The organism is Rhodococcus sp. HNM0569 (assembly GCF_012726205.1).
Taxonomy (GTDB): Bacteria; Actinomycetota; Actinomycetes; order Mycobacteriales; family Mycobacteriaceae; genus Rhodococcus_F.
In genome coordinates this window covers 310,164-321,816 of record NZ_JAASAE010000003.1, presented here as the reverse complement: position 1 = coordinate 321,816, position 11,653 = coordinate 310,164, and the positions used below count along the sequence as shown (strand labels likewise).

Genomic DNA, 11,653 nt, shown 5'->3' with positions numbered 1-11,653 from the left:
CTCCTAGTAGGCGAACGACAACGGCTTCGAGTCGCCGGAGTCGTCCGGCGGTGTCTCGTCACTGCTCGGTGGTTCGTCGGATGCCAGCAGGCCTTCGCGTGCGTATCGGCGGATCAGGTAGTACCACACCACGAACAACGCGCCGTAGAGCACGGTGAACGTGATCAGCGATACCCACACGGTCCACGCCGAGTGGTCGGACACACCCATGTCGACGGTCAGCCGCACGAGGTCGACGCCGGTGGGGTTGGGGTGCACGACCCAGGGTTGGCGGCCCATCTCGGTGAAGATCCAGCCGGCGCTGTTGGCGAGGAACGGGAAGGGGATCGCGAGGATCGCGAGCCTGCCGAACCACTTCTGGTCGGGCACACGGCCCTTGCGAGTGACCCACAGTCCGGCGAGCGCGAGGGCGAGCGACCCGGCCGCGAGACCGATCATCGCGCGGAACGACCAGTACGTGACGAACAGGTTGGGGCGGTAGTTTCCCGGCCCGAACTGCTGCTCGTACTGCGCCTGGAGGTCTTCGACGCCCGCGAGTTCGACGTCGGTGAACCGGCCTTCCGCGAGGTACGGCAGTACGTACGGCACTTCGAGGACGTGCGTGACACCGTCGCAGTTGTTGTGCGTGCCCACCGTCAGGATCGAGAAGTCGGGGTCGACCTCGGTGTGACACAGCGATTCCGCGGACGCCATCTTCATCGGCTGCTGCTCGAACATGAGCTTGCCCTGGATGTCACCGGTGACGATCACCGCGACACCGGACACGATCATCACGAGCAGACCGAGCCGGGTGCCCGGCCGGAACACGGTGCGCGCCTGGGTCTCGGCGAGCTCGGCGTCGGCGGGTGACGTGTCGGCGGCCCTGGCACGCCGCATGTTCCGCACCATCCACCAACCGCCGATGCCTGCGACGAAGGTGCCCGCCGTGAGGAAGGCGCCCGCGAGCACGTGCGGGAAGGCCGCGAGCGCCGTGCTGTTGGTGAGAAGGGTCCAGATGCTCTGCAACTCGGCCCGCCCGGTTTCCGGGTTGAAGTCGGCTCCGACGGGATGCTGCATGAACGAGTTCGCGACGATGATGAAGTACGCCGACGCGTTCACACCGATCGCGGCGAGCCAGATCGTCGCGAGGTGAACCGCTTTCGGCAGTCGTCCCCAACCGAAGATCCACAGACCGATGAAGGTCGATTCGAGGAAGAAGGCGACGAGACCTTCGAGAGCCAGTGGCGCACCGAAGATGTCGCCGACGAAGCGCGAGTACTCGCTCCAGTTCATGCCGAACTGGAACTCCTGCACGATGCCGGTGGCGACGCCGAGCGCGAAGTTGATGAGGAAGAACTTGCCGAAGAACTTGGTGAGCCGGTACCAGTGGTCCTTCTTCGTCGCGACCCACATGGTCTGCATGATCGCGATCATCGGTGCGAGACCGATCGTCAACGGGACGAAGATGAAGTGGTAGACGGTCGTGATGCCGAACTGCCACCTCGCGACATCCAAAGCATCCATGGTCACTCCGTAGGTGCGCCCGCGCTACAGGCCGGGAGCGAGACGTGGGCGTGCGCTCGCTCTTCCGCACAAAGCTACTGCCGACACTCTGTTCGGCGTGGCCGATTGCCACGGTTCCGCTTTGTTACTACGGAATGTAGTAGATGTGTCAAGAGGGCTGCGCGGCAGCCCCCTCGCCCTCGACCGCCGCGTCGATCAGCTCGGCGAAATCGGCGGCGATGTCGGGCTCGCGCAGCGCGAGTCCGTCGAGTTCGCGCACCCGCGCCGCGAGCGTGATACTCGACACGAGCCACACGCCGTCGGCCGTGATCAGATCCGCGGGCCGCAATGCGGCGTATTCGCACGTGATCCCGCGGGCCGTCGCGACGTCGAACAGTGCACGCTGGGTCGTGCCGGACAGGATGCCCTGGGACACAGGAGGCGTCACGAACGTGTCGTCGCGCGCGATCACGACGGTCGAACGCGGGCCCTCGAGCACGAAACCCTCACTGCTGACGAACACGACGTCGTCGGCGCCGTTCGCCTCGGCATGCCGGATCGCCGCCATGTTCGTGGCGTACGACAGCGTCTTGGCGCCCAGCAACTGCCACGGCGCGACCGATGCGAGATCCACCGAGATCCCCCGGGTGAGAGTGAGCGCCGCGACCCCTTCCTGCCGCACGCGCAACACGCGCTCGGACACCGCCCCCACCGTCACGAACGCAGTTGGATCACCACCGCTTTCGCGGCCTCGCGTGAGCACCAGCCGCAACGCGCCTTCGTCGCCCGATCCCCACTCCTCGGCAGCGAGTTCGATCGCGAGCCGCCAGTCGTCGAGATCGCCGACCTGCAGCCCCGATGTGCGCGCGGAGTCGGCGAGCCGTGCGAGATGCGCGTCGACCTGCAGAGCGCGTCCGCCCCGGACGAGCAGGGTCTCGAACGCGCCGTCCCCGCGCACCAGGCCGAGATCGTCGGCACACACGAACGGGGCGTCCGCGTCGTGCACTTCGTGGTCAAGGGTCACCAGCACTCGATCAGCCATGCCGATCAGCCTAAGGCGACGGGGCGGCCCGAACCGAGCGACGGTCACTAGACTGGTGCCGTGGCCGACACACATGATTCGTCAGAGCTCACCCGGGGCGGGCTTCCCCGAGACGAGGCGCCGCAAAGCCCCTTGCTGTCTCGCCCCGACGCCGTCCCCGCACCCGCCGAGTCACTCGACGCGGGCGTCGCGTGGCACTACGGCGATCCACTCCGCGAGCAGCGCACCGCCGAGCGATCCGCCGCGGTCGTCGACCGATCGCACCGGTTCGTCGTCGCGCTGGCGGGCGCCGAGCGGCTGAGCTGGTTGCACACCATCTCATCGCAGCACGTCACGGACCTGCCCGACGGCGCGAGCGCCGAGAACCTCAGCCTCGACATCAACGGCCGCGTCGAACACCACTTCGTGCTCACCGACCTCGAAGGCACGACGTGGATCGACACCGAGGCGGGGCGGGGCCCCGATCTCCTGTCCTTCCTGCGCAAGATGGTGTTCTGGTCGCAGGTCGACCCCCGGGACGGCAACGACCTCGCGGTGCTGAGCCTGCTCGGCCCCGACGCGCCGTCGGTGCTCGCGGCGCTCGAGCTCGACGTGCCCGCCGAGCCGTACCGCGCGGTCGCGATCGCGGGCGGTGGTTTCGTGCGCCGCATGCCGTGGCCCACCTCGTCGTCCTTCGACCTGCTCGTGCCACGCGCCGCGCTCGGTGAGTGGTGGGACAGGCTCACCGCGGCAGGTGCCGCGCCCGCCGGCTCGTGGGCGTTCGACGCGCTGCGCGCCGTGGCGCTGCGTCCGCGCATCGGCCTCGACACCGACGAGCGCACGATCCCGCACGAGGTGCATTGGATCGGTGGTGCGGAGGCGCACGGCGCGGTACACCTCGACAAGGGTTGCTATCGCGGGCAGGAGACCGTCGCGCGCGTACACAACCTGGGCAAGCCGCCGCGGCATCTGGTGCTGCTGCACCTCGACGGCAGCGCCGACACCCGGCCCGAACCGGGCGCCGACGTCAGCGCGGGCGGCCGCACGATCGGCCGTCTCGGCACAGTCGTCGACCATCACGAACTCGGCCCCGTCGCACTCGCCTTGATCAAGCGGTCGGTGCCCGCCGACACTCCGCTCGAGGTCGCGGGCGTGGCCGCCGCGATCGACGCCGACTCCATCGTCGCGGACAACCGCGTCCAGGCCGGGCGCGCGGCGATCGAGAAGTTGCGCGGCCGATGAGCCTGCTCGGCACCGTCACGGCGGTGTGCGTGCTGTTCGCCGAACGCGACAGCGGTGTACGCCGGGTACCGCGCACCGCGATCGACAAGCGGCCCGTCGCGGGCCCCGTCGACGTGCACATCACCGGCCTCGCCGGCGACAAGGTCTGCGACGTCGAGTTCCACGGCGGCGCGTCGAAGGCGGTGTACGCGTACGCCAAGGGCGAAGCCGACCGATGGGCCGCAGAATTGGGCCGCGACCTGCCCGCAGGCTGGTTCGGCGAAAACCTGCGTGTCGACGGCTTCTCCCCCACCGACGCCGTGCTCGGCGAGCGGTGGCGGGTCGGCGAGTGCGAACTCGAGATCACCAGCCCCCGCACACCGTGCGCCACCTTCGGCAACTGGTCGGGCGAACCGCGCTGGGTGCGGCGATTCACCGAGCGCGCCGACACCGGCGCCTACCTCGCGGTGCGCCGGGAGGGCCGCGTCCGGGCAGGCGACCGCGTCGAACTGCTCGAGCGGCCGGCACACGGTGTCACGGTGCGCGACGTGTTCGCGGGCACCGACCCCGACGTCCTGGCGCGCCTGCGTGCGAGCGGCGCGCCTCTTGCGGACAGCACGATCGAACGCATCGACTACCACCTCGCCCGCCACGACGCGCAGGTACGGGGAACGGAGGCCCGCTCGTGAGTGTCGACCTGGTGGAAGTGGTGCGTTCCGGGGTTCGCGAGTGCGTCCATCGCGGCTCGCTCGTCGTCCTCGACGCCGAGCAGCGTCCGCTCGTCGCCCTCGGCGAGGTGCACACGCCCATCTTCCCGCGCTCGGCGAACAAGCCGTGGCAGGCGGTCGCAGCGATGCGCATCGGGTTCGCCCCCGAGTCCGCCGAGGAGGTGGCGCTGTCCACCGCGTCGCACTCGGGCGAGTCCGATCATCTCGACGTCGTCCGTGGGATCCTCACGCGGCACGGGCTCGACGAGTCGGCACTGCGCTGTCCACCTGCGCTGCCGGCCGACGAGTTGTCCCGCGCCGAACTGATCGCCGCGGGCGAACTGCCGCAGCCGCTCTACATGGAGTGTTCCGGCAAGCACGCGGCGATGCTCGCGGCGTGCGCCGTCAACGGTTGGCCGCTCGGCGACTACCTCGACTCGGCGCACCCGATGCAGCTCGCGGTCGCCGACGTCTTCGCCGCGCTCACCGGCGACGCCGACGGCGAGTTCGCGATCGACGGCTGCGGCCTGCCGATCATTCCGCTCTCGCTCTCTCAGTTGGCGAACAGCTATCGCGTGCTCGCGTCGGCACCCGCTGACACGCCCGAGTCGGCGGTCGTGTCGTCGGTGCGCGAGTTCCCACGGCTGATGTCGGGCACCGGCACCGACGATCTCGCCCTCATGACGACGGTGCCAGGCCTGTTCTGCAAGTCGGGAGCAGACGGCGTCCATGCGGGCGTGTTCGACGACGGCACGTCCTTCGCGTTCAAGATCGACGACGGCCACGAACGCGCACGGTTGCCGCTCGTCGCCGCCGTCGCCCATCGCGTGCTCGGCGAATCGAGCGAGGATCTCGCGGCCCTCGCGTCGCGACCGGTGCTGGGTGGCGGGGCCAGGGTCGGCACGGTGCGCGCGATACCCGGAATCCTCTGAAACCACGCGCTGCGCGGGCAGAAACAGACCACACAGGCTTTTTTCCGAATCGCGAAAGCTTCTTCGCAGTCCGCAGGCGCTTTTCCGCTGCTCGCACGCGTGATGAGAGCAATCAGACACATCGGTGCCGGGCGGATGGAGGCACGAGCGCGCTTTCCACGCTAAAGTGTGGGGCAGGAACTTACACATTCAAACGGGGCCGCCAAATTCCCCAGGCCGCCCCGCGAAAGCGCGAGGGGGTCAGCCATGGGCCGCGGCCGGGCTAAGGCAAAGCAGACCAAGGTTGCACGCGAGCTGAAGTACAGCGTACCGACCACCGATTTCGACAGCTTGCAGCGCGAGCTGTCGGGTGCGTCGAGCTCGCATCGAGACGACGCCTACTCGGATCAGCGAGACGACGAGGACGACTGGCGCCGCTGAGTACTCGATACACGAAGAGGGGGAGCCACTACAGTGGCTCCCCCTCTTCGTGCTGTCGCGGGTAGTCCGAACACGCCTCTCCTGGTCGCCCGCTCCCCCATACCCGGTCGCAATGTCACATCATGTGCATCCAGCGCACACAATGTGACATCGCGACGGGAAAGAGGGGTGCGGACAGTGGGTCAGAAGCGCGGGTGATCGCCCAGCAACACGGCGCGCTCGTCGTTCGCCGCCTGCCCCTTTTCGACGTCATGCGCCTTCTTGATGCTGCCGAGCGTCCAGCACTCGATGTGCCGGGCCGTGAGCACGGCGAGCGCGCGGTCGACGTCCTCGGGCGCGACGATCGCGACCATGCCGACGCCCATGTTGAACGTCTGCTCCATCTCGGCGCGTTCGACGCGGCCGCGCTGCGCGATCATCGCGAAGATCGGGGCGGGGCTCCACGTGCCGCGGTCGAGTTCGGCGACGAGGCCCTTCGGCATGACGCGCGCGAGGTTGTTGGCGAGTCCGCCGCCGGTGACATGGCAGAACGTGCGGACGTCGGTCTCCGCGGCCAGCGCGAGGCAGTCCTTGGCGTAGATGCGGGTGGGTTCGAGCATCTCTTCGCCGAGCGTGCGGCCGAACTCGTCGACGTGTGCGTCGAGGTTCATGTGGTCGATCTCGAGGAGCACCTTGCGGGCGAGCGAGTAGCCGTTCGAGTGCAGGCCCGACGAGCCCATCGCGATCGCGACGTCGCCGGGGCGCACGCGGTCGGGGCCGAGCAGCTGATCGGCTTCGACGACACCGACGCCGGTGGCGGACAGGTCGTAGTCGCCGTCCGCCATGACGCCGGGGTGCTCCGCCGTCTCGCCGCCGAGCAGCGCGCACCCGGCCTGGACGCAGCCTTCGGCGATACCGCCGACGATCTGGGCGACGCGCTCGGGAACGACCTTGCCGACCGCGATGTAGTCCTGCAGGAACAGCGGCTCGGCGCCGCACACGACGAGATCGTCGACGACCATCGCGACGAGGTCGAGACCCACCGTGTCGTGCTTGTCGAGGGCCTGCGCGATCGCGAGCTTGGTGCCGACGCCGTCGGTCGACGCGGCGAGGATCGGCTCGGTGTAGTCGCCCTTGAGCGAGAACAGGCCGGCGAAACCACCGAGGCCACCGAGCACCTCCGGGCGCCCGGCCTTCTTGGCGAGCGGCGCGAACAGTTCGACGGCGCGATCGCCCGCCTCGATGTCCACGCCCGCTTCCGCGTACGAAGCGCCTGTGCGACGTGTCGGGTCCTCGGTCATGGGGTTGTGCTCCAGCCTGTCGTGCTCGGGTGATTCGTCTGGGATCGCACGCAGCGGCGATGACGCCGACCAGTGCGTTCTCACGGTACCGGAGCGGTGCTAGGGACGACTGAGTGCGTCGACGTTGTCGTTGGCGTGCGACAGCGGCTCGCCCGCCGCGAGCAGGCCCTCGAGCACGTTCTTGCCCATGCGGCTCTCCGCGGGCAGCTCGATCGGGTACTCGCCGTCGAAGCACGCCGCGCACAGCCGGGACGCGGGCTGCTCGGTGGCGGCGATCATGCCGTCGATGGAGATGTAGCCGAGCGAGTCGGCGCCGATCGACCTGCGGACGCCGTCGATCATCTCGGCGAAGCTGTCGTGCTCGGTGCCCCCCGCGCCGTTGGCGATGAGCTCGGCGGGCGACGCGAAGTCGATGCCGTAGAAGCACGGCCACTTCACCGGCGGTGACGCGATGCGCACGTGGATCTCGAGTGCGCCGGCCTCGCGCAGCATCCGGATGAGCGCGCGCTGCGTGTTGCCGCGCACGATCGAGTCGTCGACGACGATGAGCCGTTTACCGCGGATGACCTCGCGCAGCGGGTTGAGCTTGAGACGGATGCCGAGCTGACGGATGGTCTGCGACGGCTGGATGAAGGTGCGGCCGACATAGGCGTTCTTCATCAGGCCCTGGCCGAACGGGATGCCCGAGCCCTGCGCGAAACCGACGGCGGCGGGCGTACCGGACTCGGGCACGGGGATGACGAGATCGCCCTCCGCGGGGTGCTCCTTCGCGAGGCGGCGGCCGATCTCGACGCGCGTGGCGTGCACCGAGCGGCCCGAGATGACGCTGTCGGGGCGGGCGAGGTAGACGTACTCGAATACGCAGCCCTTCGGCTCGGGCGGCGCGAAGCGCGAGGACCGCACGCCGTCGGCATCGATCGCGAGGAGCTCGCCGGGTTCGATGTCGCGCACGAATGCGGCTCCGACGATGTCGAGCGCCGCGGTCTCGCTCGCGACGACCCATCCACGGTCGAGCCGGCCGAGGCTCAGCGGACGGACGCCGTGCGGGTCGCGTGCCGCGTACAGCGTGTTCTCGTCCATGAACGTGAGGCAGAACGCGCCCTTCAGGGTGGGCAGCAGTTCGAGTGCGGCCTGCTCGATTGTGGTGTCGGCGGCGGTGTGCGCGAGCAGTGCGCCGACGACGTCGGAGTCGGACGTGGCCCCGGGCATCGACCCGTTGACGAGCCCGGCGGTGCGGGCCCGTTCGGACAGTTCGGCGGTGTTGACGAGGTTGCCGTTGTGCCCGAGCGCGATGCCTGTGCCCGCCGACGTGGTGCGGAAGATGGGCTGCGCGTTCTCCCACGTGGTGGAACCGGTGGTGGAGTATCGGCAGTGCCCGACCGCGACATGGCCCTGCATCGCGGCGAGGTTCTGCTCGTCGAACACCTGGCTGACCAGGCCGAGATCCTTGAACACGAGCACCTGGGAGCCGTCGGCGACCGCGATGCCCGCGGCTTCCTGACCGCGATGCTGCAACGCGTAGAGCCCGTAGTAGGAGAGCTTCGCGACGTCCTCGCCAGGCGCCCACACCCCGAAGACGCCGCACTCTTCGCGCGGCTCGTTCTCCGGCTGCTCGGGTTCGGGTGTACTCGGGGCGAGGAGATTTCGACTGTGGACCGACAGGTCGGCTCGAGTCACCGGAACTCCCTTGTGGTCGGGGCGAGGTGGGTGCCACTCCAGTCTACGTGGCGGTGCGACACGGCTCACCGTCCGTAGTGCGGATTCCCGACCCGACGTGAGGGGACACACACGATCACATCCGCAGCAACGGCAGCCAGTGCGCGATCTCGCTCGCACGCGTGCCCGAGGCGGTGACCGCGCGTCGCGTGTCGTCGTCCTCGACGCTGCGCAGGCCCACGACGAGTTCCAGCCACGTGCGTGGGTCGGTCTCGACGATGTTGGGCGGTGTGCCACGGGTGTGCCGCGGGCCCTCGATGCACTGGACGGCGACGAACGGAGGCACCCGCACCTCGACGCTCGACCCGGGCGCGATCTGTTCGAGGGTGCGTGCGCTGAGCCGCACGGCCGAGGCGAGCACCGCGCGCGGCGGCGCCTCGTCGGTCTCGCCGCGCAGCCACGGCACGACGACGAGCAGGGCGGAGCGAAGATCGGCGGGATCGACACGGCGACGAGCAGGCATGGTCCTCCGAACCTACGACAGCGCCCGCGCGGCCACGAGGACCGCCCCGGCGCCAGCGGCGTTGACGGCGAAATGCAGCAGCATCGGCGCGACGACGCTGCCCGTGCCGCGTCGCAGCGCGTCGAACACGAGCGCCGACGCGGCCGTGACCACGACGGTCCCGGCGACGGACTCGCCCGCGACGCGCGCGCCGCGCACGTGCCACAGCCCGAATGCCGCAGCATGCAGCGCGCTCCCCCACCCGGCGGGCCAGGCCAGGAGCGATGCCGAGAGCGCGCCGCGGAACAGCAGTTCCTCCGTGAGAACGGTGCCGATCGGAATATGCACGAGGATCCATTCGGCCGCGTCGCTCCGTTCGACGGCCCCGGCACTCCGCGACGGCGAGCCGACGCGTCTCCGCGCGGCCGGTACCGCGGTCGCCGCGGCGAACACAGCTGCGGGTGCGAGGGCCGCCCACGCGCCGACGCGAGCGCCGCGGCCGACGCAGGCACGAGCGAGCCCGAGGTCGCCCGCGGTGTATCCGGCGGCGCGTGCGGCACCGACTGCACCCAACGCGAGCGCGGCACCCGACGCGGCCCGCACGCGCGGCCCGGCGCCGGTTGCGGGCAGCACGACGTTGTTCCACGCGACCGCGGCCGCGGTGAGCGCGACGGCATGCCACCGCCGCGGACGCAGGCCCGTCACTTCTCGGGACCCTCGGTGTCTCGGTAGGCGTCGAGCGTCGCGCGCGCCCGTTCGGTGTCGTCGGGCGTCCAGCCTTCGGGTTGCGCCACCGAGACCCAGCCGTCGAGCACGAGCGTGCCGTAGTTGTGGCCGTGCCCGTCCGGCACTCCCGCGGCGTTCGCAAGGTCGGCGGAGACCTGCCAGAAGGTGACGAACGGGAACCATTTCATCGACGGCGTGCGGTCGTAGCCGGGCACCTCGTGCAGCCAGTCGGGCCGGTTGAACAGCAGGTCGGGCGACCACCACACCACCGGGTCGGACGGATGTTGCACATAGAGCACGCGCGGCGTGAGCCACGTGTCGCCGCCGCGTCCGATCCCCGCAGCATCGTTGGCGAAGCGCACGACCAGACCGTCCGCGTAGGTGGGGTCGATCTCCCGAGTACCCGGATCGCGTCGTTCGACGAGACTGCGCCACAACGGGTTCGAATTCGGCGGCCCGACCCACAGCACGCCGTCGACCTTCGCGCGCAGCTCGGCGAGGTTCGCGAACGCCCCTTCTCCGGCCTGCGTGCCGAGACTTTCGCCGTAGACCATGAGCTTCGGCCGCGTCTCGACCGGCTCCTGCAGCCACCGGTCTCGCACCTTGTCGACGAGCCTGCGGCCGGCCTCGGCGGCTTTGTCACGGTCGGCGAGGAACGAGATCCAGCTGGGCAGGTACGAGTACTGGGCGGCGACGAGCGCGCTGTCGCCGTTGTGGACGAGCTCGATCGCTTCCGCGGCCGTGGGATTGACCCAGCCGGTGCCGGTCGTGGGAATCACGACGAGCACCTCGCGCTGGAAGGCCCCGGTGCGTTCGAGTTCCTTGACGACGACGTCCAGCCGCGCATCGGTGTCCTCGGCAGTCTCGAGGCCCGCGTACACCCGGATCGGTTCCTTCGCCGGCTTGCCGCTCGACTGTTCGAGTCGCGTCGAGTCGAGCCCGCGGGCGACGAAGTTGCGGCCCTGCAGGCCGAGCGTGTCCCACGGCGCGAGGGAGTCGGGGCTGCCGGATTTCTCCGGACTCGACGGTTGCTCGATGCCCTCCTGCGTGCCGTCGTTCTCGAGACTGAACGCACTGTTGACGGCGGAGTACGTGCCGCGCAGCAGGATTCCGTCGACGAGCAGCAGCGACAGCACGACCACCACGACGACGCCGATCGTGGTGGCGACGGGGACCGACAGCCGCAGCGTCCGGATGAGCCGGCCGGCGATCCAGCGCACGATGTCGCGCAGCACGCGCCACAGCGCGACGAGTGTGGCCGCGACGAGGGCGCTCAGTGCGATGGTGCGGATGTACCCGGACGTCGTGGTGCCCTCGACGTCCATGAGCCGCGCGATCTCGCGTTGCCAGCCGGCCGAGTACACGAGCATCACGAGCGACACGAGCGCCGACGTCACGACGACGAACGCCTTCCCGGCGGTGGCCCACGGTTCGCGGACGGGCCACCACGTGTAGCGGCGCAGCACGTACCGACGGGCGAGCGCCGACACGACGGTGCCGATCGCATAACCGATGGCCGCGTCGATGCCGCCGATGATGCCCTGGAACAGCCAGTCTCGTGGGAGGAGCGACGGCGTGAGCGACCAGCAGAAGAACAGCGCACCGAACGCGATGCCGAGGAAGTCGAGCCGGAGGATGTCCCACGTGCTGTCGAGGATCGGACCGTGCAGACGTGCCGGATCGATCAGTCGCGGGTGGCGTTCCCG

Annotated in this window: 11 protein-coding genes; 4 read left to right on the top strand and 7 right to left on the bottom strand. The window is 69.6% G+C overall.

Features of this window, described 5'->3' with window-relative positions:
* Positions 1-3: 3 nt before the first annotated feature.
* Both HCA44_RS06115 and HCA44_RS06110 read right to left on the bottom strand, forming a co-directional pair.
* Positions 4-1,503, bottom strand: a complete 1,500-nt coding sequence (locus tag HCA44_RS06115; protein WP_169647630.1) for a cytochrome ubiquinol oxidase subunit I — start codon at positions 1,501-1,503, stop codon at positions 4-6.
* Between the two features lie 148 nt (positions 1,504-1,651).
* Positions 1,652-2,524, bottom strand: a complete 873-nt coding sequence (locus HCA44_RS06110; RefSeq protein ID WP_169647629.1) for an aminodeoxychorismate lyase — start codon at positions 2,522-2,524, stop codon at positions 1,652-1,654.
* Positions 2,525-2,656: 132 nt separating this feature from the next.
* On the opposite strand from HCA44_RS06110, the gene HCA44_RS06105 reads away from it, so the two are divergent.
* From HCA44_RS06105 to HCA44_RS06090, 4 genes are all read left to right on the top strand, one after another.
* The gene (locus HCA44_RS06105; RefSeq protein WP_206037820.1) at positions 2,657-3,745 is read left to right on the top strand and encodes a folate-binding protein YgfZ; all 1,089 of its coding nucleotides are present in this window, start codon (positions 2,657-2,659) and stop codon (positions 3,743-3,745) included.
* Positions 3,742-4,413 carry an MOSC domain-containing protein gene (locus HCA44_RS06100; RefSeq protein WP_169647627.1) on the top strand — a complete coding sequence of 224 codons (672 nt, stop codon included), beginning with the start codon at positions 3,742-3,744 and terminating at the stop codon, positions 4,411-4,413. The genes HCA44_RS06105 and HCA44_RS06100 overlap by 4 nt, the downstream gene beginning before the upstream one ends.
* A complete protein-coding gene (locus tag HCA44_RS06095) occupies positions 4,410-5,363 on the top strand; it encodes an asparaginase (RefSeq protein WP_169647626.1) in 954 nt (317 codons plus the stop codon). Before HCA44_RS06100 ends, HCA44_RS06095 begins: the two co-directional genes overlap by 4 nt.
* Before the next feature lie 246 nt (positions 5,364-5,609).
* Positions 5,610-5,783 carry a DUF3073 domain-containing protein gene (locus tag HCA44_RS06090; RefSeq protein WP_169647625.1) on the top strand — a complete coding sequence of 58 codons (174 nt, stop codon included), beginning with the start codon at positions 5,610-5,612 and terminating at the stop codon, positions 5,781-5,783.
* Positions 5,784-5,965: 182 nt separating this feature from the next.
* On the opposite strand, the gene purM is transcribed toward HCA44_RS06090, so the two are convergent.
* From purM to HCA44_RS06065, 5 genes are all read right to left on the bottom strand, one after another.
* A complete protein-coding gene (purM, locus tag HCA44_RS06085; protein ID WP_169647624.1) occupies positions 5,966-7,063 on the bottom strand; it encodes a phosphoribosylformylglycinamidine cyclo-ligase in 1,098 nt (365 codons plus the stop codon).
* A 99-nt stretch (positions 7,064-7,162) separates the two neighbouring features.
* Entirely contained in the window at positions 7,163-8,740 is a 1,578-nt protein-coding gene (gene purF / locus HCA44_RS06080; RefSeq protein ID WP_169647623.1) for an amidophosphoribosyltransferase, read from the bottom strand.
* Positions 8,741-8,855: 115 nt separating this feature from the next.
* Positions 8,856-9,242 carry a sterol carrier family protein gene (locus tag HCA44_RS06075; RefSeq protein ID WP_169647622.1) on the bottom strand — a complete coding sequence of 129 codons (387 nt, stop codon included), beginning with the start codon at positions 9,240-9,242 and terminating at the stop codon, positions 8,856-8,858.
* Positions 9,243-9,254: 12 nt separating this feature from the next.
* Positions 9,255-9,926, bottom strand: a complete 672-nt coding sequence (locus tag HCA44_RS06070; protein WP_346764597.1) for a CPBP family intramembrane glutamic endopeptidase — start codon at positions 9,924-9,926, stop codon at positions 9,255-9,257.
* On the bottom strand, positions 9,923-11,635 hold the full coding sequence (locus tag HCA44_RS06065; protein ID WP_206037817.1) for an alpha/beta hydrolase: 1,713 nt from the start codon (positions 11,633-11,635) through the stop codon (positions 9,923-9,925). The genes HCA44_RS06070 and HCA44_RS06065 overlap by 4 nt, the downstream gene beginning before the upstream one ends.
* Between the last annotated feature and the right edge of the window lie 18 nt (positions 11,636-11,653).

What these genes read in the sequence shown, in the direction of transcription:
- HCA44_RS06115 (WP_169647630.1), bottom strand. Translation starts at nt 1,503, where the DNA reads ATGGATGCTTTGGATGTCGCGAGGTGGCAGTTCGGCATCACGACCGTC.
- HCA44_RS06110 (WP_169647629.1), bottom strand. Translation starts at nt 2,524, where the DNA reads ATGGCTGATCGAGTGCTGGTGACCCTTGACCACGAAGTGCACGACGCG.
- HCA44_RS06100 (WP_169647627.1), top strand. Translation starts at nt 3,742, where the DNA reads ATGAGCCTGCTCGGCACCGTCACGGCGGTGTGCGTGCTGTTCGCCGAA.
- HCA44_RS06090 (WP_169647625.1), top strand. Translation starts at nt 5,610, where the DNA reads ATGGGCCGCGGCCGGGCTAAGGCAAAGCAGACCAAGGTTGCACGCGAG.
- purM (WP_169647624.1), bottom strand. Translation starts at nt 7,063, where the DNA reads ATGACCGAGGACCCGACACGTCGCACAGGCGCTTCGTACGCGGAAGCG.
- HCA44_RS06075 (WP_169647622.1), bottom strand. Translation starts at nt 9,242, where the DNA reads ATGCCTGCTCGTCGCCGTGTCGATCCCGCCGATCTTCGCTCCGCCCTG.